The organism is Microbacterium sp. Leaf159 (assembly GCF_001423615.1).
Lineage (GTDB): Bacteria > Actinomycetota > Actinomycetes > Actinomycetales > Microbacteriaceae > Microbacterium.
In genome coordinates this window covers 2252521-2276195 of sequence record NZ_LMOU01000001.1, presented here as the reverse complement: position 1 = coordinate 2276195, position 23675 = coordinate 2252521, and the positions used below count along the sequence as shown (strand labels likewise).

Here is a 23675-nt window from a genome sequence, read left to right as displayed (position 1 = left end):
TCCGGGTCAGTTCTAGAGTCAGACCACCACAGCACGACAGCACTCCCGAACTGTCCCTCAGTAGCCCGATCACAGGAGATCCGACCATGTCGAAATCCCTTCGCACTGTTGTACCCGCTTCCCGTCGCGGCATCATCGCCGCCCTCACCGCCGCAGCCCTCGTCGGCTCGCTGGCAGCCTGCTCGCCGACATCCGCGACGCCCGAGCCGAGCGAGGTCGCCGTCGTCGACGGCGGCGAGATCGTGATCGGCGCCGAGCAGGAGCCCGACTGCGCCGACTGGATCGCCACCTGCGGCGGCTCGATCTGGGGCACGTACATCATGCAGATCCCGACGCTGCCCGGTGTCTTCCAGACGAGGCAGGTCGACGACGAGTGGGTGCCGGTGCCCTCTGACCTGGTCACCGCCGAGCCCGAGGTCGAGGTCGCAGACGACGGCACCCAGACCATCACCTACTCGATCAACCCGGATGCGGTGTGGTCCGACGGTGAGCCGATCACCTCGGCCGACTTCGAGTACACGGCGCTGCAGATCCGCGACGGCGACGACATCTTCGACAAGACCGGCTACGACCGCATCGCCTCGATCGACGCCACCGACCCGGCGACCGCAGTCGTCACGCTGAGCTCGCCCTACGCCGGATGGCGCACCCTGTTCAGCGTCTACGGCATCATGCCGGCGCACCTGCTCGAGGGCCAGGACCGCAACGCGCTGATGGCAGACGGCTACGACTTCAGCGGCGGCCCGTGGAAGATCGACGAATGGACCCGCGGCACCTCGGTCACCCTCGTCCCGAACGAGAACTACTGGGGCGAGAAGCCGCACCTCGACAAGGTGACCTTCCTCTTCCTCCCCGACACCACCGCGGCGTTCCAGGCTCTCAAGAGCGGCCAGGTGAGCGCGCTCTACCCGTCGCCGCAGCTCGACGCGCTGAACCAGATCGAGGCGGGGCTTCCCGGCATCCAGTCGCAGGTCGATGCCCGCAGCGGCAACCTCGAGGCGATCTGGCTGAACAACTCCGCCGCCCCGTTCGACTCGGTCGCCGTGCGTCAGGCGTTCGCCTACTCGATCGACCGCGATGCGATCGTCTCGCGCCTGTTCGGCAGCCTCGGCATCGACGAGGCGCAGCAGAGCTTCAACTCGCCGATGGTCGCTCCGTTCGCGGCCGACGACTTCTCGCAGTACTCGCTCGACCTCGACAAGGTCGACGAGCTGATGGAGGGCGACGGCTGGTCGAAGAACTCCGACGGCGTCTGGGCCAAGGGCGGAGAGACGGCGACGTTCTCGATCAAGACCCTCGCAGGCAACAAGCGCCGCGACCTCACGGTGCAGGTGCTGCAGTCGCAGCTCGCCGATGCCGGGTTCGAGATGACCATCGACCAGGTGACCCCTGCCGATCTGTTCGGCACGATCGCGCCGCAGGGTGACTTCCAGGCCGGAATCTGGGCGCTCGTCGACACGTTCCCGGACCCCACGCTCAGCTCGACGTTCTCGTCGGTCAACATCCCGAGCGAGGCGAACGGCTTCTCCGGCATCAACTTCTACCGCACCGACATCCCCGGCCTCAACGATCTGCTCGCGCAGGTCGACAGCGAGGTCGACCCGGATGCTCGCATCGCCGCCTCGCACGAGGCCGACACGCTGATCGCCGAGAACGTGCCGTCGCTGCCCCTGGACGCCGTGCCGAACGTGCTCCTGTGGAGCGACACGGTCGGCGGCCCGCTGCAGATCAACCCGGTCGAGGGTCCGTTCTGGAACCTGGCCGAGTGGGGCCTGGCCGGCTGAGCCGGGCCGGGCAGACAGCGCAGGACAGGAACGGGGCGACATGATCACCTTCATCACACGACGGGTGCTGTACTCGATCCCGGTGATCATCGTCGCCTCGTTCATCCTGTTCTGGGCGGTGCGGTCGACGTTCGATCCGCTCGCCAAGCTCCGCCAGGCGCACGACCCGGCCGTGATCGCCCGTGAGATCGAACGACTGGGCCTTGACCGGTCGATTCCCGAGCAGTACTTCCTGTGGCTGCGGTCGCTGGTCGTCGGCGACTGGGGTCTCAGCACCCGCACCGGAACCCCGGTGCTGCCGCTGATCGGCGACGCGCTCTGGCCCACCCTGCAGCTCGCCTTCTGGGGGCTGATCATCGCGGTGCTCATCGCCGGCGGCATCAGCGTCTACTCGGCCGTCCGCCAGTACTCGCTCGGCGACAACCTGCTCACCGGGGCGTCGTACATCGGCATCGCGATGCCGGCGTTCTGGTTCGGGCTCATCCTGATCCAGACGTTCGCGGTGTGGCCCAAAGAGGCATTCGGTCTCAGTGAGCCGCCGCTCTTCTTCATCGGGCTGCACTCGCCGGGGCAGACCGGGGTGCTCGACTACATCCGGCACCTGATCCTGCCGGTCGCCGCCCTCATGATCGCGCTGGTCGCCTCGTGGAGCCGGTTCGGGCGGGCGGCGATGCTCGATGCGCTGTCGAGCGACTACGTGCGAACGGCCAGGGCCAAGGGGGTGCCGCGTCGTCAGGTGATCTGGCGGCACGCGGTGCGCAACTCGATGGCGCCGTTCGTCACGGTCGTCGCGCTCGATGCCGCGATCCTCATCGGAGGCCTCGTCGTGACCGAGCAGATCTTCGCGATCCCCGGCATGGGGCGGCTGTTCCTGCAGTCGCTCGTCGCCGGTGACGTCTACGTGCTGCTGCCCTGGATGATCGTGGTCGCCGTCGCGGTGGTCATCTGCAACCTGATCGCCGACATCGCGTACGCGGTGCTCGACCCGAGAGTGAGGCTGTCATGAGCGGTGCAGGCATCGCCGGGCGCGAGGAGGTCCTCGCCGAGCAGGATCCGCAGAAGGCGCCCACCCGTCAGCTGATCAAGGGGTTCCTTCACCACCGGCTCGCGGTGACGAGTCTCATCGTGCTGAGCATCCTGCTGATCGCGTGCTTCGGAGCCGGGTGGATCGCGCCCTACCCGCAGGGGCAGCAGGATCTGCTGCTCGGCCCGACGCCCCCGTCGGGAGAGCACTGGCTCGGCACCGACGAGTTGGGCCGCGACTATCTGAGCGAGATCCTCTTCGCCGGGCAGATCTCGCTCGCGATCGGCCTCGCCGTGGCGCTCCTGGCGACGGTCGTCGGCACGGCTCTCGGGGCCGTCGCCGGGTACGTCGGCGGCTGGGTGGGTGAGCTCATCATGCGCATCACCGACCTGTTCCTCATCGTCCCGGCCATCGCGCTACTCGCGGTGATCCTGCAGGGGCTCGGGCCGTCGCCGACCACGATCGTGCTGGCGCTCACCGCGCTCGGGTGGACCTACATCGCCCGCGTCGTGCGGGCCCAGGTGCTGTCGCTCAGAGAGAAGGACTTCATCGACGCGGCGCGCGGCATCGGAGCATCCGGATTCCGCATCGTCGTCTCGCACCTGCTGCCGAACCTCGCCGGCGTCATCGTCGTGGCGATGAGCCTCGCCGTCGCCTCGTCGATCATCGCCGAGTCGACCCTCAGCTTCCTCGGATTCGGCGTGCAGCCGCCGCAGACCAGCTGGGGTTCGATGCTCAGTCAGGCCGCGGGGTACGTGGGCACGCCCCAGGTGTACCTGCTGTACTTCCCCGGCCTCTTCATCCTCGTGACCGTGCTGTGCGTCAACTTCATCGGCGACGGACTGCGCGACGCCCTCGACCCGCAGGGGAAGAACCTATGAGCACTGCAGAGATCCTCCTCGAGGTCGAAGACGTCGCGATCAGCTTCCCGACGGATGCCGGGCTCGCGCGGGCCGTCGAAGGCGTGTCGTTCGTGCTGCGCACCGGTGAGACCGTCGGCATCGTCGGCGAATCCGGCTCGGGCAAGTCGATGACCGCGATGGCGATCATGGGACTGCTGCCGAAGAAGGCGGTCGTCACCGGATCGATCAAGCTGCGGGGTCGAGAACTCGTCGGACTCTCGGATGCCGAGCTGCGCGAGATCCGCGGCAAGGACATCGCGATCGTGTTCCAGGACGCTCTGACCGCGTTGAATCCGGTCATGCGCGTGGGTGAGCAGCTGATCGAGGCGGTGCGTGTGCACCGGCCCGAGTCGACGGCGGCAGAGCGCAAGGCGCGAGCCATCGAGCTGCTCGACGTCGTCGGCATCCCCTCGCCCGAACTGCGGGTCGACCGTTTTCCGCACGAGTTCTCCGGAGGCATGCGCCAGCGCGTGATGATCGCGATGAGCATCGCGAACGAGCCTGACCTGCTGATCGCCGACGAGCCGACCACCGCTCTCGACGTCACGGTGCAGGCGCAGGTGCTCGAGGTGCTGCGCGAGGTGCAGCAGCGCACCGGCACGACAGTGCTGCTCATCACCCACGACCTCGGCGTCGTCGCCGGCACTGCCGACCGGGTGCTCGTGATGTACGCGGGCGGGCTGGTCGAGACCGCCGACGTCGATCCGCTGTTCTACGAGACCGCGCATCCGTACACGGCGGGGCTGCTCGCATCGCTGCCGCGCATCGACCGCCGGTCGTCTCGCGACGAGCGGCTCTATCAGATCGCGGGGCAGCCACCGGTGGCGACGGCGTGGCCCGACGGATGCCGCTTCGCACCGCGCTGCGCCCATGCGGTCGCGGGTCTCTGCGATGCCGTGGTGCCGCCGCCGGTCGAGGTCAGCGCCGGTCATACGGCCGCGTGCGTGCGGGTCGACGAGTGGCAGAAGGAGGTCGTGTCATGAGTGATCGCGTCGTGAGTGAGGTCGTGCGAGGGGGCACCGGACTCACCGTCGAAGGTCTGGTCAAGGAGTACAAGGTCGGCGGTGGGCTGTTCGGTCGCACGCGCGACATCGTGCAGGCCGTGTCGGATGTGAGCCTCTCGATCGGCGCCGGCCAGACGTTCGGTCTCGTGGGCGAATCCGGGTGCGGCAAGTCGTCGCTCGGACGCAGCGTCGCGCGTCTGCAGTCCAGTGACGGCGGCACGATCCGGCTCGGCGATGACGACATCACGACCCTCGAGGGCGGGCGCCTGCGGGCGCTGCGTCGTCGCGTGCAGTTCGTCTTCCAAGACCCCTATGCGTCGCTCAACCCGCGCAAGTCCGTGCGGGCGACGCTCACCGAACCGCTCGTGATCCACGGACTGCACCGCGGCCACCACGAGCGGCGCGTCGAAGAGCTGCTCGCTCAGGTCGGTCTGAACCCCGCCCACGCCGACCGCTTTCCGCACGAGTTCTCGGGTGGTCAGCGCCAGCGGCTCGGCATCGCGCGGGCGCTCGCCGTCGAGCCCGAGGTCATCGTTCTCGACGAGCCGGTCAGCGCACTCGATGTGAGCGTGCAGGCCGGGGTGCTCAACCTGCTCGACGACCTGCAGCGCGACCTCGGTCTCACCTACCTCTTCATCGCGCACGACCTGTCGGTGGTGCGGCACCTGAGCGATCGGGTCGGCGTCATGTACCTCGGCAAGCTCGTCGAAGAGGGGCCGGTCGATGAGCTGTACGAGCGGCCGCTGCATCCGTACACCCAGGCGCTGCTGTCGGCGATCCCCGTGCCCGACCCGCGAGCCGAGCGGGCGCGCGAGCGCATCGTGCTCACCGGCGACGTGCCGAGTCCGGTCTCGCCGCCGTCCGGATGCCGCTTCCGCACCCGCTGCTGGAAGGCCACCGAGGTGTGCGCCGAGGTCGTGCCCCTGCTCGTCGACCATGGCGACACCCACGGCGTCGCCTGCCACCACCCCGCCGAGCGGGACGTGCTCTGAGGTTCGTTCCTCCGTCCCCTCTGTCCGTACCCGGAAGGAACCCCATGACCACCACGCACCGCATCGCCGTGATCGCCGGCGACGGCATCGGCACCGAGGTGATGCCCGAGGGGCTGCGGGTGCTTCGGGCCGCGGCATCCCGCTTCGACATCTCTCTCGAGTTCGAGGAGTTCGACTTCGCGAGCGCCGCGTACTGGCAGAAGCACGGGCAGATGCTGCCGGATGACTGGTTCGAGACGCTCAGCGGATTCGACGCGATCTACTTCGGCGCGGTCGGCTGGCCCGATGTCGTGCCCGATCACGTGAGTCTCTGGGGCAGCCTGATCCAGTTCCGGCGCGCGTTCGACCAGTACGTGAATCTGCGGCCGTGCCGCCTCATGCCCGGGGTCGTCTCGCCGCTCGCCGGCCGGGAGCCCGGTGACATCGACTTCTACGTGGTGCGCGAGAACACCGAGGGTGAGTACTCGTCGATCGGCGGGCGCATGTTCGAGGGCACCGACCGGGAGTTCGTGCTGCAGGAGACCGTGATGACCCGCACCGGTGTCGACCGGGTGCTGCGGTACGCCTTCGACCTGGCGCAGAAGCGGGGCGGGGAGGATGGCGGGCACCTCACGTCTGCGACCAAGAGCAACGGCATCTCGATCTCGATGCCCTACTGGGACGAACGGGTCGCCGCCGTCGCAGCCGACTACCCCGATGTGCGGCGCGATCAATTCCACATCGACATCCTCACGGCCAACTTCGTGCTGCACCCCGACTGGTTCGACGTGGTCGTGGCGAGCAACCTGTTCGGCGACATCCTCAGCGACCTCGGGCCGGCATGCACCGGGACGATCGGCATCGCACCGAGCGCCAACATCAACCCCGAGGGCCTGTTCCCCAGCCTGTTCGAGCCCGTGCACGGCTCGGCGCCCGACATCGCCGGCCGGGGCATCGCGAACCCGATCGGTCAGATCTGGTGCGGCGCGATGATGCTCGAGCACCTCGGGTACCCGGATGCCGGCGCCGCCGTGCTCGGCGCGATCGAAGACGTGCTCAGTCGAGGGGCGGATGCTGCGCCCTTCACCCCCGACCTCGGAGGCACCGCCACGACGGTCGAGCTGGGGACGGCGATCGCCGAGGTCGTCGCCGGGTAGCGGCGGCCCAGCCCGGGGTCAGAGGCCGAGCTTCTCGGCACAGGCGACGCAGTGGGTGGCGAACGGGCGCACCGCGAGTCGCGCCTCGGGAATCGGTCGGCCGCAGTTCGCGCAGACGCCGTAGGTGCCGGCATCCAGGCGTGCGATCGCGTCGTCGACCTGCTGGAGTTCGGATGCCGCTGCGTCGGCGAGCCCCGTCAGTCGTGACCACTCCGACGAGAGCGTGACGCCCTCGGGGTCGTGCTCGTCGTCGTCGTTCGATCCCTCGCGGTCGTGCATCAGCTCGGCGAGGGTCGCCGCCGTCGATGCGACCCGAGCCGCCGCTTCGGCACGCAACAGCGCGAGGCGAGAGCGGGCATCCGACGTCATCCGCACACTCTAGGCCGGGGCTCCGACATCCGGTCTAGGCTCGGTGGTCGCCCGAGGGAGAAGCGCTCGGGATCACATCTGCAGGTCCAGAACACACGTGCAAGTCGGGAATCCGGTTTCTCGGCCTGCATTCGTGATCCGAGCATCCAAGTGTGCGCGCAACCCCGAACGCCGTCACCAGTCGTTCATCCAGCGTTCCGTTTCGAGTACGGCGGTCTCGTAATTGCCTGTCACCTTCGCGAGTTGGAATACTCCTGTTCTCGGAATTCGGGAACATCTCCTCCCGAAAGGTCATCATGCGCCGCCTCACCCTGCCCGCCGTCGGCCTCCTCGGCGTCGCCGCCCTCGCCCTGACCGGCTGCCAGAGCCCGTCCGCCGAAGCGGCCCCCGCCGACCCGAACGCTCCGATCACCATCGCGACGATCCCCGTCGGCGAAGACCCCACCGCCGAGAACCCGATCGAGGTCTTCGCCGAGCTCCTCGAGGCCGCCACCGGGCGCGACGTCGAGATCACCGATGTGCCCGACTACCTCAGCGTCGTCGAGGCGATCCGCGCCGACCACGTCGACATCGGCATCATGAGCGGCTTCCCCTCTGCTCTCGCCGTCAACACCGGCGAGGTCGACGCGCTGGTCGCGTTCCAGGGCGACGGCAAGCCCGTCTCCACCTGCGTCGTGCTGAACGACTCGCCGATCGAGACCGTCGAGGACCTCGAGGGCAAGACCGTCGCGTTCGCCGACCAGGCTTCGAGCTCGGGCTACTTCATGCCGGTGTACATGCTTCACGAGGCGGGCCTCGAGCAGGGCACCGACTACGAGGCGATCTTCGCCGGTGGGCACGAGGGCAGTTTCGCGGCACTCCAGCAGGGACAGGTGGATGCCGCCTGCACCGCCGTCATGCTGACCGAGCTCGGCGCCCCGATGTTCCCGTTCGCCGATGGCGAGTGGCGGGCGGTAGGAGAGAGCCCGGCCATGGACATCCAGGGTGCGGTGCTCGGACGCCAGTCGCTCGACGCCGACACTCGCAAGGTCATCCAGGAGGGCATCGCCGAGGTCTTCTCGCCCGAGAACGCCGAGCGTCTCGGAGCTTACGGGGCCTTCGCCGCCGCCGAGCAGACCGTCGACCCCGACGGCTCGTCGTTCGCCTCCTTCGCCGAGATCGCCGCGGTCGCCGGGGTCGAGCTCGAGGACCTCAAGTGACGAGTCCCGCACTCTCCGCCCTCGGCTCACGGGAGAACCCAGACGGAACGGCCCCCGCACGGCGTGCCGCGTCTCGACGTGCCGAGCAGGCATCCGCTGGTCTGAGCTTTCCGACGGCGATCGCGCAGGAGAACGCGATGGGGATGGGAGCGGATGCCGCGGCATCCACCACCCGCACCCCCACCGCGGAACTCCGTCAGACCCTGCCGCTCGTGACCGTGCGCGACCTCAGCGTCGCGTACGACACGACCACCGTGCTCGACGGCGTCGATCTCGACCTGTTCCCTGGCGAGATGGTCGCTCTGCTCGGTGCCTCAGGCTCGGGCAAGTCGACGCTGATGCGCAGTCTCACCGGCTTCGCTCCGATCTCGGCGGGCTCTGTGCGGGTCGCAGGGCACGATGTCACCAACCTCGGCCGCGGCGAGCTGCGCACCCTGCGCTCGGATGTCGGACAGGTGTTCCAGCAGTTCAACCTGATCCCCCGGCTCAGCGTGCTGACCAACGTGCTCACGGGTGCACTGCACGGCGCCGGACCCATCAACATGGTCGGCGGCTTCTCGAGCGCGCACCGTCGCCGCGCGCTCGAACTGCTCGACCGGGTCGGCATCGCCCACAAGGCGAACGCCCCCGCCCGCTCGCTCTCGGGTGGACAGCAGCAGCGCGTCGCGATCGCCCGCGCACTCATGCAGCAGCCGAAGGTGATCCTGGCGGATGAGCCGGTCGCGTCGCTCGATCCGAAGCTCGCGGACTCGGTGCTCGAACTGCTGCGCGAGATCGCCACCGAAGACGGCATCCCCGTGCTCGTCAGCCTGCATGTGCTGCCGCTGGCGCTCGCGCACAGCGACCGCATCATCGGCCTGCGGCACGGACGGATGCTGGTCGCCGGCGCCACATCGCAGCTGGATGCCGCGGCCCTCGCGCCGCTCTACGACGACGAGGAGCACGACGATGACGCTCACCACTGATCCCCGCCCGACGGAACGCCCGACGACTCGTCCCGCGCTCGACGCGGCCGAGCGCTCTCGGCTCGAGCGTGCGTTCCGGGTGCCGCGTGCGCGATTCCTGATCGGACTGCCGATCGCCGCGCTGCTGCTGATCTGGTCGTTCAACGGCGCCGAGTTCAACTTCATCAAGCTGGGCGACGGCGCGGTCAACATGGGCGAGTTCCTGTCGCGCCTGTTCCCGCCGGACTTCTCGAAGATCGGCACGATCCTCGCGCTGCTGCTCGAGACGTTCCAGATGGCGGTCGTCGGAACCGTGCTCGGGGCCGTGCTGTCGCTGCTCGCCGCCTTCGGGGCCTCGTCGAACATCGCGCCCAAGTGGGTCTACTACCCGACGAGATGGGTGATGAACATCATCCGCTCGGTGCCAGACCTCGTCTTCGCGCTCATGTTCGTCTCGGCCGTCGGACTCGGTCCGTTCGCCGGAATCCTGGCCATGACCCTCGGATCCATCGGGTCGATCGGCAAGATCTTCGCCGAGGCCATGGAGCAGGTCGACCGCGGGCCCGTCGTCGCGATGGAGGCGGTCGGCGCGTCGAAGAGGCAGGTCATCCAGTACGGCATCCTGCCGCAGGCCGCACCGCTGCTCACGTCTTACACGCTGCTGCTGTTCGAGGGCAACGTGCGCGGCGCGACCATCCTCGGTCTCGTCGGAGCCGGCGGCATCGGCCTCGAGCTGACCACCGCCATGCGCATGTACGACTACGGCCACCTCAGCGCCATCATCATCTGCATCATCGTGCTCGTCACGGCGATCGACCAGGGCAGTGCCCTCATCCGAAGGAGAATCACATGACCATCGCCGACATCGACCTGGTGCTCAGCGCCCCCGTCAACCTGCGCGACCTCGGCGGAATCCCGATCGACGGGGGAGTGCTGCGCGAAGGTCTCGCGATCCGCACCGACGACCTCGCGTACGTCACGACCGAGATCGCGTCGCAGCTCGTCGCCGCAGGGCTCACCGCGATCATCGATCTGCGCTCGCCGCTGGAGGTGTCGGTGACCGGCCGCGGACCCCTCGCCGACTACCCCGTCGCGTACCACCACCTGCCGCTGATCGCGGATGTCGGACGCTCGATGGGCGAAGGGGCCACCGAGCTCAGCCACGACGCCATGGGCCAGATGTACCTGCGGATGGTCGAAGTGGCAGCTCCCCAGCTGGTCACGGCGCTGAACGTGATCGCCCACACCCCGGGAACCGCGGCGTTCCACTGCGCCGCCGGACGGGATCGCACCGGTGTGGTGGCGGCGATGCTGCTGCTCGCGCTCGGAGCGGCGGATGACGACATCGTCGCCGACTACGCCCTCACCGGCGGCAATATGGTCGCGATCATGCAGCGCACCGCACCCGTGATGGGGGCGATGTGGAAGGCCCTCGGATTCGATGCGGATGCCGTCGCCTCGACCTCTTCGCTTCTCGAGGGATCCATGGAAGTGTCGATGCGCACGCTGCTCGACACCCTCCGCGAACAGCACGGCGATGCCCTCGCGCCTCTTCGCGCGGCCGGACTGTCGGATGCGACCGTTGCGCGGCTCCGTGAGCGGGCGCTCAGCGCGTGACGACTGTGGAGCGGGATGCCGGGGCAGCGGTTCGCCGTCGCCCCGGTCGCCCGCGTGATGAGGACATGGACGGCCAGATCGTCGCCGCGACGCTCGAGATCATCGACGCGGGCGACGAGGTGACCGTGAGCCGCGTCGTCGCTCGGAGCGGTGTGAGCCGCGCCGCGCTGTATCGGCGGTGGCCGTCGCTCACGACGCTGATCGCGGCGGCCCTCGACGTCGGGCGCACGATCCCGCCCGAGTATCCGGACGGCGTCGATCTGCGCGAGGCGCTGGTCGACGGCTTCGGCCTCGGCGGCAGCAGCGTCGCACTGGCGGTGTCGGGGTACTCGGAAGAGCGCTTCCGGCAGCGCATCCGTCTCGTCATGTCGGACCGTGCCCTGCAGAAGGCGTACTGGCAATCGCATGTGTCGCGACGGCGGGTGCCGCTGGTGAACGCGCTGCGCGCCGGGATCGCGCGCGGAGAGCTGCGGGCCGATCTCGATGTCGAGGCGTGCTTCGATGCGATCGCCGGCACCGCGTACTACCAGATCGTCGTGCGCGGCGATCGGATGGACAACCCCGCGGTGGCGGCACGGCTGCGCGCCGCGGTCGAGGTGATCTGGCGCGGGATGGTCGCCTGAGCCACCCATCCCGCTGATCCGACCGCATTCGGTGCACATCTGCATGCTCGGATCACGGATGCAGACCGAGAACCCCAGATCCGGCCTGCACCTGTGATCTGGGCATGCGGGTGTGCAAGCGGCCAGCCCGGCGGTATCGAACATCCGGCCGCTGCCCGCGGGTGACTACTCGAGCCACTCCGTGATGAACCGGTCGCTGGCATGGATGTGGGTGGCCTCATAGGTGCCGCCGTCGAGCACTTCGAAGCGGTGGTCGACGAGCGCCGGAACGACCAGCACCTGCCCTCCGCTACCGACGACCTGCTCGTCACCTACGGTGAAGAGAGCGCGGCCGGCGCGGATCACGAAGGTCTCGACGTACGGATGCCGGTGCAGCCGTGGCCCTGCGCCTGGTCTCGCGATGTACTCGCGCATGATGCTCACGGGGGAGCCGATCAGGTAGCCCTCGATATCGGCATCGCGGGCGGCGTCTACGGGATGGATCGTCATGATGCCTCCTTGCTCGCCGAGGCTACCCACGCGATCCCCCGCACGGAAGAGGCGCTGGCGATCCGGGGGGGGCGTGGACGGCGCGTGTTCGTGCACGCCGCACACTGCGAGGGAGACGTGCGCATCGAAGGAGTGATCCTCGGATCGACTCCTTCGATGCGCGATATCTCGCGAGCGCGAGAGCGCGGTCAGCGCGCGTCGGTCGCCTTTTCCGTGCTCGGCACGACCTGAACCGTGTCCGTCCGCACGCCGGGGTGGTCGCGCTCGAGCGCTGCACCTTCCATGTCGACGTTCGGGAGGATGCGGTCGAGCCACCGCGGCAGCCACCAGGCCGACCGGCCGAGCAGGTGCATGAGCGCCGGCATGAGCAGCATCCGCACGACGAAGGCGTCGAGCAGGACACCGAAGGCCAAGCCGAAGCCGATCGAGCGGATGATGGTCGACTCCGAGAAGATGAACCCGCCGAACACCGAGACCATGATGAGGGCTGCGGCGATGACGACCGAGCGGCCTGCGCGGAAGCCCTGCGCGACGGCATCCCGAGCGGACGCTCCGTGCACGTACGCTTCGCGCATCCCCGAGGCGAGGAAGAGCTGGTAGTCCATCGCCAACCCGAACAGGATGCCGACGAGGATCACCGGCAGGAAGCTCAGGATCGGTCCCGGTGTGTCCAGGCCGATGAGGTCTGCACCCCAGCCCCACTGGAACACGGCGACGATCAGGCCGTAGGTCGCGAACAGCGAGAGCACGAACCCGCCGGTGGCGATGATCGGCACGAGCAGTGAGCGGAACACGACGATCATGATGAGCAGCGAGAGCCCGACCACGACCACGAGGTAGAGGGGCAGGACGCCCGCGAGTGCTTCGGAGATGTCGATGTTGGTCGCAGCCTGACCGGCGACGCCGAGCGTGATTCCGCCGTCGAGCTGGGGCAGGGCGCGGATGTCCTGCACGAGCTTCTCGGTCGATGCGCTGTTCGGGCCTTCGGCCGGCAGCACCTGGAACGCGAGCAGCGTGTTGTCGTCGGACGTCGCGATCGGGGCGACAGCGATGACGTCATCCTGATCGGCGATCTTCTGGGCGACCTCGACCTGGGTGGCGAGAAGGTCGTCGTCGCTCACGGCGTCGTCGAGGGTGGCGGTGACGAGCAGCGGCCCGTTCGCGCCTTCGCCGAACTGCTCGTCGACGATGTGGAACGCGCGGTAGCTGGTCGAGTCCGAGGGCTCGCTCGCACCGTCGGGCAGGCCGAGCCGCAGCGACATCGAGGGGATCGCGACGATCAGCAGCGCGATCACGCTGACGAGTACGGTGACGATCGCGCGCAGCGTCGACATGCGCGTGACGGGCTTGCCCGCGGCGTGCGGCTGGCCGATCGTGGCGCGGGCCTTGCCGCTGAGCAGGCGGGTGCCGACGAGCCCGAGAATAGCGGGGGCGAGTGTGATCGCGACGAGCACGGCGACCGCGACGCAGACCGCGCCGACCGTGCCCATGAGCCCGAGGAACGGCACGCCCGTCACATTGAGGGCGAGCAGCGCGACGATGACCGTGGTTCCGGCGAACACGACCGCCGTGCCCGAGGTACCGGTCGCGAGCCCGATGGATTCCCGAACCGGAACACCGTTGAGGAGCTGCTTGCGGTGTCGATTGACGATGAAGAGCGAGTAGTCGATGCCGACGGCGAGGCCGAGCATGACACCGAGGACCGGGGTGACGGATGCCATGTCGACGACGCCCGAGAAGGCGAGGGATGCGGTCACGCCGACACCCACGCCGACGACTGCGGTCACGATCGGCAGTGCGGCGCCGATGAGTGAGCCGAGCATCACGATCAGCACGATCGCGGCGAATGCGAGGCCGATCGCCTCGCCGACGCCGAAGATCTCGGGCACGCCCTGCGCGATGTCGGTGCCGAAGTCGACCTCGACGCCATCGATCGGGGACGACTCGAAGTGCTCGATCGTGCCTTCCTTGACCTCTTCGGAGAGCTCGAGGCGGGGGTCTTCGAACGAGACGTTGACGATCGCTGTCGAGCCGTCGTCGGACACGACACCGATGCCGTTCGTGAGATCGAGGAGCGTGGACCCGAGATCGACCTTCTCGGCGTTGGCGTCGAGCTCGGCGCGCGACTCGTCGATCGTTTTCTGCTGGGCGTCGAGCTCGGCGAGCTGTGCGTTGAGCGCGGCGATCTGCGCGTCGAGAGCGGCGAGCTGTGCAGAAGGAGCACCCCCCGCTTCGGCCTGCGACCGAGCGGTGGTGAGCTGTTCGAGACCCGCGTCGAGCTGGGTGCGTCCGTCATCGAGCTGTGTCTGACCGGCATCCAGCTGGGCGCGGCCGCCTTCGATCTGGTCCTTGCCGTCGGCGAGATCCTGCGCCTGCACGGCCTGCTGCTGCTGGGCGTCGAACGGGTCGACCACCGATGCGACCCCGTCGAGGTCCTCGGCGCTCTTCGCGAGGGCGGAGATGTCCTGCTTCTGCTGCTCGGTGAAGGCCGAGCCGTCGGTCGTCTGATAGACCACCGTGCCGGTGCCGCCCGCGGTGTCTGGCAGCTTCTCGGCGAGCTGGTCGGTCACGGCACCCGAGGCGGTGCCGGGGATGTCGAAGCTGTTGCTCAGCGTGCCGCCGAGCGTGAGGAACGCGCCGACGCCCAGGCCGAGAATGAGGACCCACGAGACGATCACCGTCCACGCCTTGCGCGCAGCGAAAGAACCCAGACGGTAGAGCAGTGATGCCAAAACGATCTCCTTAGACGAATAGATCATACGGGGCGTCTCGTCTAGTGTTCTGTGGTTATCCTGAACGTGTGGTGAACGAGCATCGAAGCGGGCCTGTGCGCAGCACGGCTGCCCGTGAGGCGATCCTCGACGCGACCGCGCGACTGTTCCACAATCAGGGCTACGACCGTCTCACGATCGAGGGGATCGCGAAAGAGGCCGGTGTCGGCAAGCAGACCATCTACCGGTGGTGGCCGTCGCGGGGCGCGTTGATCGGTGAGTGCCTCGCCGAGGGGCGCCTCATCCCGGTCGACTTCGTCGTGCCGGACACCGGAGACCTCGTCGCCGACGTCGAGACCTGGCTGCGCAGCGTGCTCTCGATCCTCGAGGCGCCCGAGGGCGGAGCGCTGCTGCGATCACTCGTCGCCGCCGCCACCGAGGATGCCGGAGTCGGAGCGCACCTCGGTGACAGCCTCGGCGTCGAGAAGTACCTCACCGAGCGCATCCGCGGTGGCATCCGCGACGGTCAGCTCACCGAGGACGCCCCCGTCGAGCAGCTCGGTCGGGCGATCCTCGGCGCGATCATCGTCGAGTCGCTGGGGCGCGAGCACCACGACCCGGAGTCGATCGTGCGGCTGACCCGCTTCTTCTTCTCCCGCTAGTCCTGGGGCTCACCGCGCCACCGCGGCCTGGCCGCCGGTCTGAGCATCGAGGCCTGATCGGTGCCCGTACGCGAACGACGCGGCATCGGCCCCTCGCCTCGGTCGTGCGGCTTTGGTCGCCATCTCGTCGACCGCAGCATCGACCCGGCTCCGCCGCGAGACGAGCACGAGATCGGTACCTGCGGTGCTCTCGTCGACGACGACGCGGCGGCTCTCCGCGATGCGGTTCATGACGCCCACTGCGAACCCACGGAGGAATCCACTGCGCGCACGTCTCCTCTCGCCCTCGCGGTGCCTGGCGTACAGGTCGCGGTGCCTGAGCCACCAATCGCGCATAGCGACCATGGCCTGCACCTCGAGGCTCGCGGTCAGCGTCTGCGCCTGGCGGACGTCGGATTCGTGCCCGACCAGATACAGCGCGGACACGGGCGGGAACTCCCCGACGAGCGGCCGCACGGTCTCGAACGCCATGGCCACGCCGATGCCGATCTCGCGGAGATCCTTCGCATAGACGCCGCGGAACAGCATCCGCTCGGTGACGATCTGCTCACGAGACTGCCCCAGTCGGCCTCGCCGTTCATCGATCTGCGCCTGCTCGATCCCGTACTTCACGATCAGTCGTTCGGCGTGCTCGGTGAGAGCCTCGGCCTCTTCGGGCGTCGTGCTCTCGGCCTTGGCGAGCAGCTTCGCGATGAGGTCGAGTTTGGCTTCGGTCATGGCATCCCCCTTGGATCTGTGATGCCTCGGATCCTTCGCGGGGGTACCTACATTGCGAGGCCGAATTCCGGGGTCTGTGGAGAAACCCGAATCACGGATGCCGGTGCAGAAGAGGACGCCGCGCGGCCGGCCGGGCACATATTCGGACCCGGCCGTCGACACGCCGTCATCGAGGCCGGGGTCACCCGAGTGTCGCCCCTGCGCTCCGAAGTTGTGCCCGGTGGTCGACCAGGGCGCTCCGAAGTTGTGCCCGGTGGTCGACCAGGGCGCTCCGAAGTCGTCCTCAGGGTCAGACCCAGACACCCCGGACCCGCACCGACATCAGCCCCGAAAGCCTCAGCCGAGGATGAGCGTGATGACCGTCGCGCCACCGCCGCCGAGGATCAGGGCGATGATCACCGTCCAGGCGACGATGCGCAGGCGACGGTTGCGCTTCTCGCCCAGGTCGCCGTAGTCGTCGTCCGGGCGGCTGAGCTCGCTCATGCGCTGACCGGCTCCGCGACCGTCGGGCCGAAGGCTGCGGGCAGGGTGGCCTGCGAGCGCTCGCGGATCTCGGCGATCGGAACGGTGAAGACATCCTGCACCTGGAGCTTGTCGCCCTCGGTGTCGGTCACGCCGATGCGCATCACCGGGTAGTCGCGGCCCTCGCAGAGCCCACGGAACTTGACGTCGTCTTCACGCGGCACGGTCACGATGACGCGACCGGTCGACTCGGAGAACAGTGCGGATGCGGCATCCACACCGTCGCGCTCGAGGATCTCGTTCAGCCAGACGCGTGCGCCGATGCCGAAGCGCGAGACGCCCTCGGCGAGAGCCTGCGCGAGGCCACCCTCCGACACGTCGTGCGCCGACGAGATCAGCCACTCGTCACGGGCGGCGCCGAGCAGACCCGCGAGGCGCTTCTCGCCCGCGAGGTCGACCTTCGGCGGCAGTCCGCCGAGGTGCTGGTGCACGGTCTCGGCCCACGCCGAACCCGACAGCTCGGTCGAGGTCGTGCCGAGCAGGTAGATGTTCTGCCCCTCGTCCTGCCATCCCGAGGGGATGCGACGCGAGACGTCGTCGATGATGCCGAGCACACCGACGAGCGGGGTCGGGTGGATCGGCACGTCGCCGGTCTGGTTGTAGAACGAGACGTTGCCGCCGGTGACCGGGGTGCCGAGTTCGTAGCATCCGTCTGCGAGGCCGTCGACGGTCTGCCCGAACTGCCACATGACCTCGGGGTTCTCAGGAGAGCCGAAGTTCAGGCAGTCGGTGATCGCGGTCGGCACGGCACCGGTGACGGCGACGTTGCGGTACGCCTCGGCGAGGGCCAGCTGCGCACCCGCGTACGGGTCGAGCTGGCAGTAGCGGCCGTTGGCGTCGGTCGAGATCGCGAAGCCGAGGCCCGACTCCTCGTCGACGCGGATCATGCCGGCGTCGTCGGGGAACGAGAGGGCCGTGTTGCCGAGCACGTAGTAGTCGTACTGGTTGGTGATCCAGCGGGTGTCGGCGAGGTTCGGCGAGGCGACCAGGTTGAGGAACTGCTCGCGCAGCACCTCGGGGTCGTTCGAGCGGGGCAGCTTCTCGGCGGCATCCGCCTGCAGCGCGTCGATCCACGTCGGGTACGCGACCGGGCGGTCGTAGACCGGGCCGTCGACCGCGACGGTCGAGGGGTCGACGTCGACGATGCGCTCGCCCTGCCAGTCGATGATGAGGCGGCCATCGCCGGTGACCTCGCCGAGCACCGACGTCTCGACGTCCCACTTCTCGACGACCGCGAGGAACGCGTCGAGCTTCTCGGGGGCGACGATCGCCATCATGCGCTCCTGCGACTCCGACATGAGGATCTCCTCAGCCGTGAGCGAGGGGTCGCGCAGCAGGACGTTGTCGAGAGACACCTTCATTCCGCTGTTGCCGTTGGCCGCGAGCTCGCTGGTCGCGCACGAGATGCCGGCAGCGCCCAGGTCTTGGATGGCCTCGACGAGCTCGTCGCGGTACAGCTCGAGGCAGCACTCGATGAGCACCTTCTCGGCGAACGGGTCGCCCACCTGCACCGCGGGGCGCTTGGTCGGGCCCGTGGAATCGAAAGAGTCGGATGCCAGGATGCTGGCGCCGCCGATGCCGTCGCCACCCGTGCGGGCACCGAACAGCACGACCTTGTTGCCGACGCCGGTGGCGTTGGCGAGCTTGAGGTCTTCGTGGCGGAGCACGCCGACTGCGAGCGCGTTGACGAGTGGGTTGGCCTGGTAGACGGAGTCGAAGACCGTCTCGCCGCCGATGTTCGGAAGACCCAGGCAGTTGCCGTAGAAGCTGATGCCGCTGGTCACGCCGTGCACGACGCGGGCCGTGTCGGGGTGGTCGATCGCGCCGAAGCGCAGGGCGTCCATGACCGCGACCGGGCGTGCGCCCATCGAGATGATGTCGCGGACGATGCCGCCGACGCCGGTCGCCGCACCCTGGAAAGGTTCGATGAACGACGGGTGGTTGTGCGACTCGGCCTTGAAGGTGACGGCCCAGCCCTCGCCGACGTCGATGACGCCCGCGTTCTGGCCCATGCCCACCATCAGGCGTTCCTTCATCTCGTCGGAGACCTTCTGGCCGAAGCGGCGCAGGTAGTTCTTCGACGACTTGTACGAGCAGTGCTCCGACCACATGACGGAGTACATGGCCAGCTCGCCGGAGGTCGGGCGGCGGCCCAGGATCTCCTTGATGCGGGCGTACTCGTCGTCCTTGAGGCCCAGCGCTGCGTACGGCTGCTCCTTCTCCGGAGTCGCGGTGGCGTTCTCGACGGAGTCGGGGACGTGCTTGTGGGCAGGTGCAGGGGCGGTGGTCACGCGCACTCCTAGATGAGGGGCCGGCGGGGCATGGCCAGTCTACCGGGGGATGCTGGGGCCATCGGCCCGGGCGGATGACGGGGTCTACGTCAGGAGCGGCCCGAGCTCCCGCGCAGCCGCGACGAGGGAGAGGGCGATCGAGTCGGAACTGTCGATCTGCCGGCGCGGACCCGAATAGGAGAGCGCTCCGGCGAGCGTGCCGGAGGCGTCGGTGATCGGCGCGGCCAGGCAGCCACGCTGACCGTCGCGGGCGCGGATCACCCCCTGCGAACGGAGCTCGGTGACCAGGTCGCCGGCGACGGTCTCCCCGCGCACGACCAGGGGCAGCAGGCCGAGGGCGTAGCGGGTGGGCTCCTGCTGCAGACCCTGCCGATTCGAGAGGGGGAAGTCGGGATCCTCATCGGCGACGACGACCCGGCCGTCACGATAGAGCACGAGGTGGATGCCGCCCCTCGCGCTCGCCCTGGTGCGCTCGAGGACGTCCCGTGCGGCGCGCGGGATGCGCTCGACGCCGATGCTGCCGGCGAGCAGCGCCACCTTCGTGCCCAGGGCGAATCCGGCGAGATCCGGCGTCCGGACGAGGTACTCGTCCTGCACCAGCAGGTTGAGCAGACGATAGGTGGTCGCCCGCGGCAGCCCGAGCCGCTCGGCCAGCTGCCGCGCTGTGACGCCGGCACCCATCGCAGCGACGGCCTCCAGCATCGACAGCGCGCTGTGGATGGCGGCGGGCTGGCGGGCCGTGATCGATACCGCGTCGCCAGCCGTCATCCGTCGGCGTCCCCCGGTTCGCCCCCGTGTGCGCTACCGCCGCCGGTGCGGGCCACGCCGCCGAGGACATGGGCGGCGACCGGCTCGTCGTAGCGCCCGACCTCGCCGAGAGGCGAGCGCCGTCGCCACCGGATCAGCACCGCCGCGATCAGGGCGAAGCCGAGGGCGAACCAGACCCCGGGGTTTCCCGCGGCCGCCTCCGCGACGAGATAGACCGTCAGGCATGCCGTAAGAGCCGCCGCCGCGCTGACGGCGGCGATGATGGAACCGACGGTGACCTCCCCGATACGGCGCAGGAACAGGGGAGCGGCGATGCAGACCAGCACGTAGGCGACGATGTAGCCCGCTGCCGAGATCAACAGGACGGCCTTCATCGCGTCCCACGGTGACACGCCGACCGCGACGATCACGATCGGTGCGAGGACGATCGGCGGGACCGCGACGACGACCGCGCCGATCGGAGTGCGGTGGCGTCCGTGCGTGCGGCCGAGCCGGGCGGGGAGGACGCCGTCGCGGGCGAGCGCGAAAACGATACGGGTGAGGGCGGTCGTGGAGGCGATCGCGCAGGCCAGACCCGAAGTGGCGATGCCGACGTCCGCCACGGCGGCCCATGCGGAGAGGCCGAAACGCGACGCGAGATCGTCGAGGAGCGCGACCGATGACGTCCCCCCGATCGCGGCGGCTCCAGCGATCTGCGTGTAGGCGGCGATGAGGTAGAACACTCCGGCGACGCCGACGCTCCACACGATGGCGCGAGGGATGTTCTTCAGCGGCGAGCGGGATTCGACGCCGAGCGTCGCGGAACTCTCGAACCCCACGAACGCGGTGATCGCGAGAACGGCACCGCCGGCGACGCCGGCAATCGAGATGCCGTCTGCCGAGAAGATCGCCGCCGGCTGGAGCGGTCCGATGTGCACGAGGAGCACGATCATCAGCAACAGGATCAGCGCGACGGAGATGAGTTCGACGACGAGCGCGACCCGGGATGAGAGTCGGATGCCGCGGACGAGAACGATCGCGAGCACCGCTGCTTCGACGACGAGAGCGCCCAGGGCGATCGGCATCGCGGCGAGCTGAGGCCACAGCCGGGTCACGAGCATGGTCGCATAATGGGCGCCGCCCAGAAGAGCGAAGATCGAGATGAAGGCGTACCCGACGAGGATCGCTGCACCGGTCGCGAGTCCGCCCGCCGCGCCGAGTCCCCGCGCCGCATAGGTGTACAGCGAGCCGCTGGCGGCGAACCGACGAGTGAACTGGTTGATCGTCCGAGCGACCAGGAACGTGATGATCATGGCGAGGGCCATCACGAGGACGGTGGCGCCGCCCGCCAGGTCCGCCACCAGCAGCACCGCCATCGCCGAGGCGGCCGCTGGGGCGACGGCCGCGACCGATTGCGCGAGGACGTCCGCGAAACCCACCGTGTGTCTGTCCAGTCCGTGCAACGGTGACCGGGCGGCGAACGAGCGCACGGTCTGCGGGCGCTCGATCGCCTCTTCCAGTGCAGACATGGGGCCTCCGCCTGTCTCGTGATGGGAGGAGGCTACGAGCGGCCTGTTGCCGGAGCGCGTCCGCGATGTTTCATGCAGATGTCACCCGAATGAGACGGCCGGAACTCCGGCGTCCCGTTCGCGGCGACCGCAGACGTCACTCCGGCGAGACGGGCGGGAAATCCCGCCGCGGCAGGGTGGGTGAACCGCTCCACTCCGCTTCTCTCAGAAGGGTTTGCACATGGTCCAGATTCAGCCCAGCGCCACCGAGGCCTCCCCGAAGAAGGTCCTGTCGGGATCGCTCGGTGCTACGGCGATCGTCTTCATGGTCGTCGCCGCCGCCTCGCCCCTGACTGTCATCGGCGGGTCGGCCCCACTCGGCATCCTGCTCGGCAACGGGTCGGGGTTCCCGGCGCTGTATGCGATCAGCGCCGTCGTTCTCGTGCTCTTCGCCGTCGGCGTCTCCGCGATGGCCAAGCACGTCCCCAACCCCGGGGCGTTCTTCACCTACGTGGGATACGGCCTCGGACGCTCGACCGGCCTCGCCTCCGCCTGGATCGCGATGCTCACGTATACGACGATCCAGGTGTCCGTGTACGGGTACATGGGCTACGTGCTGAGCTTCACTTTCGAGGGGTTCGGCATCACGCTCCCCTGGTGGCTGTACTCGATCGCCGTCGTCGCGATCGTCGGGTTCCTCGGCTACCGCCACATCGATCTGTCCAGCAAAGTGCTCGGCGTCCTGCTCTGCGCCGAGGTCGGAATCGTCCTCCTTCTCGTCGCGGCGGTCGTGATCTCCGGCGGCCCCGAAGGTCTGAGCCTGGCACCCTTCGAGCCGAAGAACGTCGCGAGCGGTTCCCCCGGCGTCGGCCTCATGATGGCGATCGCCGCCTTCATCGGGTTCGAGGCGACCGCCGTCTTCCGCAGCGAGGCACGCGATCCCGACCGCACGATCCCCCGAGCCACCTATATGGCCGTGATCGGCATCGGTGTGTTCTACACCCTCGCCTCATGGGGCCTCGTCATGGCGTGGGGGCCCTCGAACATCCTGGAGGAGGCCGCGGCCGACCCGGGAACGCTCATCCTCCGCACGATGTCGGCGTACCTCGGCGCCACCGGCGAGATCATCACGAACATCCTCCTCATCACCGCGATGTTCGCCTGCGTGCTGTCGTTCCACAACGTCGTCGCCCGTTACCAGTACTCCATGGCAGGCGCCGGCGTGCTGCCGGACCGGGTGGGCGCCGTGCACCCCCGGCACATGTCTCCGCACGTGTCCTCGCTCGTACAGAGCATCACCGCGATCGTCCTCGTCGCGCTGTTCGCCGTTCTGCAGCTCGACCCGGTGCTGCAGGTGTTCACCTGGTTCGCCGGGGTCGCGACCGTGGCCATCGCCCTCCTGATGGCGGTCACCTCGATCGCGGTCATCGTCTACTTCGCGAGGACACGCAAGGACCGGAGGGTCTGGAACACCGTGATCGCCCCCGTGCTCGGTTTCATCGGCCTGGTGCTCTCTGTGGTCATGATCGTCGTCTACTTCCCGATCATGGTCGGCGATGCGGATGCCACAGGCGCGCCCGTCTTCGGCGCGGTCAGCTGGAGTCTGCTCGGCCTGGTGATCGTCTTCCCTCTCATCGGGTACGCCCAGGCCGCGTGGATCAGAGCCCGCAGGCCCGCGGCATACGCCAAGCTCACCGACGCCATCGCCGGCTGAGGGCGCGCGACCATGAGCGCGACCGACACACTCTCCCCCACCCCCTCGACGACAAGGACCGTCATGCCCCTGCCCCACGTGGATTTCCTCTACCTCTCCGAAGCCGACATGATCGCGGCCGGAGTGACCGATATGCACCAGTGCGTCGACACCATGGAGGAGATGTTCGCACTGTTCGCCGCCGGCGACTACCGCATGACCGGTGAGAGCAACGATTCGCACGGCGCGATGATGACGTTCCCCGAGGCGTCACCGTTCCCGAACATGCCCGTGCCCACTGAGGACCGACGGTTCATGGCGATGCCGGCCTACCTCGGCGGAGACTTCCAGACGACCGGCGTCAAGTGGTACGGGTCCAACATCGCCAACCGTGAGAAGGGTCTGCCGCGGTCGATCCTCATGTTCACGCTCAACGACACCGACACCGGGGTGCCACTCGCGTTCATGTCGGCGAACCTGCTGTCGGCATACCGGACCGGCGCCGTGCCGGGGGTCGGTGCGCGGCACTTCGCCCGCAAGGACTCGCGCGTCGCGGGGATCGCCGGGCCCGGCGTCATGGCCCGCACGGTGCTCCTGGCCTTCATGGACGCGTGCCCGCTGATCGACACGCTGAAGATCAAGGGGCGAGGGGCGGAGAGCCTCGCGCGCTTCCAGGAGTGGGTGCGCGAGGAGTTCCCGACGATCACCACGATCGAGGTCGTCGACTCGATCGAGGACGTC

At 68.6% G+C, this 23675-nt stretch carries 21 protein-coding genes and 1 pseudogene; 14 read left to right on the top strand and 8 right to left on the bottom strand.

All coding sequences use genetic code 11. The annotated features are described in order from the left end of the window. Nucleotides 1–86: 86 nt before the first annotated feature. The 6 genes from ASF80_RS10725 to ASF80_RS10700 are packed head-to-tail and all read left to right on the top strand — an operon-like array spanning nucleotide 87 to nucleotide 6842. Nucleotides 87–1784, top strand: a complete 1698-nt coding sequence (locus ASF80_RS10725; RefSeq protein WP_056310611.1) for an ABC transporter family substrate-binding protein — start codon at nucleotides 87–89, stop codon at nucleotides 1782–1784. 40 nt (nucleotides 1785–1824) lie between these two features. Next, nucleotides 1825–2790: an ABC transporter permease gene (locus ASF80_RS10720; protein ID WP_056310609.1), complete on the top strand. Its 966-nt coding sequence runs from the start codon at nucleotides 1825–1827 to the stop codon at nucleotides 2788–2790. Continuing rightward, nucleotides 2787–3689: an ABC transporter permease gene (locus ASF80_RS10715; RefSeq protein ID WP_056310607.1), complete on the top strand. Its 903-nt coding sequence runs from the start codon at nucleotides 2787–2789 to the stop codon at nucleotides 3687–3689. The genes ASF80_RS10720 and ASF80_RS10715 overlap by 4 nt, the downstream gene beginning before the upstream one ends. Further along, nucleotides 3686–4693, top strand: a complete 1008-nt coding sequence (locus ASF80_RS18910) for an ABC transporter ATP-binding protein (protein ID WP_056310605.1) — start codon at nucleotides 3686–3688, stop codon at nucleotides 4691–4693. Before ASF80_RS10715 ends, ASF80_RS18910 begins: the two co-directional genes overlap by 4 nt. Beyond that, nucleotides 4690–5706, top strand: a complete 1017-nt coding sequence (locus tag ASF80_RS18905) for an ABC transporter ATP-binding protein (RefSeq protein WP_056310603.1) — start codon at nucleotides 4690–4692, stop codon at nucleotides 5704–5706. The genes ASF80_RS18910 and ASF80_RS18905 overlap by 4 nt, the downstream gene beginning before the upstream one ends. 44 nt (nucleotides 5707–5750) lie before the next feature. Then, complete coding sequence (locus tag ASF80_RS10700; RefSeq protein WP_056310601.1) at nucleotides 5751–6842, top strand: tartrate dehydrogenase; 1092 nt, start codon at nucleotides 5751–5753, stop codon at nucleotides 6840–6842. An 18-nt stretch (nucleotides 6843–6860) separates the two neighbouring features. Here the strand turns inward: ASF80_RS10700 and ASF80_RS10695 are convergent, their stop codons facing one another. Next, nucleotides 6861–7211 (bottom strand): TraR/DksA family transcriptional regulator, encoded by a 351-nt coding sequence (locus tag ASF80_RS10695; RefSeq protein ID WP_056310600.1) that lies wholly within the window; start codon nucleotides 7209–7211, stop codon nucleotides 6861–6863. 296 nt (nucleotides 7212–7507) lie between these two features. Here ASF80_RS10695 and phnD point away from each other — a divergent pair, with 296 nt between their 5' ends. The 5 genes from phnD to ASF80_RS10670 are packed head-to-tail and all read left to right on the top strand — an operon-like array spanning nucleotide 7508 to nucleotide 11594. Next, nucleotides 7508–8410: a phosphate/phosphite/phosphonate ABC transporter substrate-binding protein gene (phnD, locus tag ASF80_RS10690; RefSeq protein WP_056310598.1), complete on the top strand. Its 903-nt coding sequence runs from the start codon at nucleotides 7508–7510 to the stop codon at nucleotides 8408–8410. Beyond that, nucleotides 8407–9375: a phosphonate ABC transporter ATP-binding protein gene (gene phnC, locus ASF80_RS10685; RefSeq protein WP_235559942.1), complete on the top strand. Its 969-nt coding sequence runs from the start codon at nucleotides 8407–8409 to the stop codon at nucleotides 9373–9375. Before phnD ends, phnC begins: the two co-directional genes overlap by 4 nt. Continuing rightward, nucleotides 9359–10207: a phosphonate ABC transporter, permease protein PhnE gene (phnE, locus tag ASF80_RS10680; protein ID WP_056310596.1), complete on the top strand. Its 849-nt coding sequence runs from the start codon at nucleotides 9359–9361 to the stop codon at nucleotides 10205–10207. Before phnC ends, phnE begins: the two co-directional genes overlap by 17 nt. Then, a complete protein-coding gene (locus ASF80_RS10675; RefSeq protein WP_056310594.1) occupies nucleotides 10204–10971 on the top strand; it encodes a tyrosine-protein phosphatase in 768 nt (255 codons plus the stop codon). The genes phnE and ASF80_RS10675 overlap by 4 nt, the downstream gene beginning before the upstream one ends. Beyond that, nucleotides 10968–11594 carry a TetR/AcrR family transcriptional regulator gene (locus ASF80_RS10670; protein ID WP_056310592.1) on the top strand — a complete coding sequence of 209 codons (627 nt, stop codon included), beginning with the start codon at nucleotides 10968–10970 and terminating at the stop codon, nucleotides 11592–11594. Before ASF80_RS10675 ends, ASF80_RS10670 begins: the two co-directional genes overlap by 4 nt. A gap of 165 nt (nucleotides 11595–11759) precedes the next feature. Here the strand turns inward: ASF80_RS10670 and ASF80_RS10665 are convergent, their stop codons facing one another. Both ASF80_RS10665 and ASF80_RS10655 read right to left on the bottom strand, forming a co-directional pair. Further along, complete coding sequence (locus tag ASF80_RS10665; protein WP_056310590.1) at nucleotides 11760–12083, bottom strand: cupin domain-containing protein; 324 nt, start codon at nucleotides 12081–12083, stop codon at nucleotides 11760–11762. A gap of 188 nt (nucleotides 12084–12271) precedes the next feature. Further along, the gene (locus tag ASF80_RS10655) at nucleotides 12272–14815 is read right to left on the bottom strand and encodes an MMPL family transporter (RefSeq protein ID WP_056310585.1); all 2544 of its coding nucleotides are present in this window, start codon (nucleotides 14813–14815) and stop codon (nucleotides 12272–12274) included. Nucleotides 14816–14886: 71 nt separating this feature from the next. On the opposite strand from ASF80_RS10655, the gene ASF80_RS10650 reads away from it, so the two are divergent. Continuing rightward, nucleotides 14887–15456, top strand: coding sequence for a TetR/AcrR family transcriptional regulator (locus ASF80_RS10650; RefSeq protein ID WP_235559941.1), 570 nt, complete (start codon nucleotides 14887–14889; stop codon nucleotides 15454–15456). Nucleotides 15457–15465: 9 nt separating this feature from the next. Here the strand turns inward: ASF80_RS10650 and ASF80_RS10645 are convergent, their stop codons facing one another. The 5 genes from ASF80_RS10645 to ASF80_RS10630 form a co-directional block, all read right to left on the bottom strand. After that, nucleotides 15466–16173, bottom strand: a complete 708-nt coding sequence (locus ASF80_RS10645; RefSeq protein WP_056310580.1) for a DUF2786 domain-containing protein — start codon at nucleotides 16171–16173, stop codon at nucleotides 15466–15468. Nucleotides 16174–16509: 336 nt separating this feature from the next. After that, the gene (locus ASF80_RS19115) at nucleotides 16510–16656 is read right to left on the bottom strand and encodes a hypothetical protein (protein WP_164481743.1); all 147 of its coding nucleotides are present in this window, start codon (nucleotides 16654–16656) and stop codon (nucleotides 16510–16512) included. Then, nucleotides 16653–18986: a phosphoribosylformylglycinamidine synthase subunit PurL gene (gene purL / locus ASF80_RS10640; RefSeq protein ID WP_056310578.1), complete on the bottom strand. Its 2334-nt coding sequence runs from the start codon at nucleotides 18984–18986 to the stop codon at nucleotides 16653–16655. The genes ASF80_RS19115 and purL overlap by 4 nt, the downstream gene beginning before the upstream one ends. 84 nt (nucleotides 18987–19070) lie before the next feature. Next, complete coding sequence (locus tag ASF80_RS10635) at nucleotides 19071–19754, bottom strand: helix-turn-helix domain-containing protein (RefSeq protein WP_157521031.1); 684 nt, start codon at nucleotides 19752–19754, stop codon at nucleotides 19071–19073. After that, nucleotides 19751–21262 (bottom strand): APC family permease, encoded by a 1512-nt coding sequence (locus tag ASF80_RS10630; RefSeq protein WP_056310576.1) that lies wholly within the window; start codon nucleotides 21260–21262, stop codon nucleotides 19751–19753. Before ASF80_RS10630 ends, ASF80_RS10635 begins: the two co-directional genes overlap by 4 nt. 220 nt (nucleotides 21263–21482) lie before the next feature. Between ASF80_RS10630 and ASF80_RS10625 the strand changes: the two genes are divergently transcribed. Together ASF80_RS10625 and ASF80_RS19350 are read left to right on the top strand one after the other, a co-directional pair. Then, entirely contained in the window at nucleotides 21483–22955 is a 1473-nt protein-coding gene (locus ASF80_RS10625; RefSeq protein WP_056310574.1) for an APC family permease, read from the top strand. 12 nt (nucleotides 22956–22967) lie between these two features. After that, nucleotides 22968–23624 (top strand): annotated as a pseudogene (locus tag ASF80_RS19350) (tyramine oxidase subunit B); the annotation flags it as partial. Between the last annotated feature and the right edge of the window lie 51 nt (nucleotides 23625–23675).

What these genes read in the sequence shown, in the direction of transcription:
- ASF80_RS10725 (WP_056310611.1), top strand. Translation starts at nt 87, where the DNA reads ATGTCGAAATCCCTTCGCACTGTTGTACCCGCTTCCCGTCGCGGCATC.
- ASF80_RS10720 (WP_056310609.1), top strand. Translation starts at nt 1,825, where the DNA reads ATGATCACCTTCATCACACGACGGGTGCTGTACTCGATCCCGGTGATC.
- ASF80_RS10715 (WP_056310607.1), top strand. Translation starts at nt 2,787, where the DNA reads ATGAGCGGTGCAGGCATCGCCGGGCGCGAGGAGGTCCTCGCCGAGCAG.
- ASF80_RS18910 (WP_056310605.1), top strand. Translation starts at nt 3,686, where the DNA reads ATGAGCACTGCAGAGATCCTCCTCGAGGTCGAAGACGTCGCGATCAGC.
- ASF80_RS18905 (WP_056310603.1), top strand. Translation starts at nt 4,690, where the DNA reads ATGAGTGATCGCGTCGTGAGTGAGGTCGTGCGAGGGGGCACCGGACTC.
- ASF80_RS10700 (WP_056310601.1), top strand. Translation starts at nt 5,751, where the DNA reads ATGACCACCACGCACCGCATCGCCGTGATCGCCGGCGACGGCATCGGC.
- ASF80_RS10695 (WP_056310600.1), bottom strand. Translation starts at nt 7,211, where the DNA reads ATGACGTCGGATGCCCGCTCTCGCCTCGCGCTGTTGCGTGCCGAAGCG.
- phnD (WP_056310598.1), top strand. Translation starts at nt 7,508, where the DNA reads ATGCGCCGCCTCACCCTGCCCGCCGTCGGCCTCCTCGGCGTCGCCGCC.
- phnE (WP_056310596.1), top strand. Translation starts at nt 9,359, where the DNA reads ATGACGCTCACCACTGATCCCCGCCCGACGGAACGCCCGACGACTCGT.
- ASF80_RS10675 (WP_056310594.1), top strand. Translation starts at nt 10,204, where the DNA reads ATGACCATCGCCGACATCGACCTGGTGCTCAGCGCCCCCGTCAACCTG.
- ASF80_RS10665 (WP_056310590.1), bottom strand. Translation starts at nt 12,083, where the DNA reads ATGACGATCCATCCCGTAGACGCCGCCCGCGATGCCGATATCGAGGGC.
- ASF80_RS10645 (WP_056310580.1), bottom strand. Translation starts at nt 16,173, where the DNA reads ATGACCGAAGCCAAACTCGACCTCATCGCGAAGCTGCTCGCCAAGGCC.
- ASF80_RS19115 (WP_164481743.1), bottom strand. Translation starts at nt 16,656, where the DNA reads ATGAGCGAGCTCAGCCGCCCGGACGACGACTACGGCGACCTGGGCGAG.
- ASF80_RS10635 (WP_157521031.1), bottom strand. Translation starts at nt 19,754, where the DNA reads ATGACGGCTGGCGACGCGGTATCGATCACGGCCCGCCAGCCCGCCGCC.
- ASF80_RS10630 (WP_056310576.1), bottom strand. Translation starts at nt 21,262, where the DNA reads ATGTCTGCACTGGAAGAGGCGATCGAGCGCCCGCAGACCGTGCGCTCG.
- ASF80_RS10625 (WP_056310574.1), top strand. Translation starts at nt 21,483, where the DNA reads ATGGTCCAGATTCAGCCCAGCGCCACCGAGGCCTCCCCGAAGAAGGTC.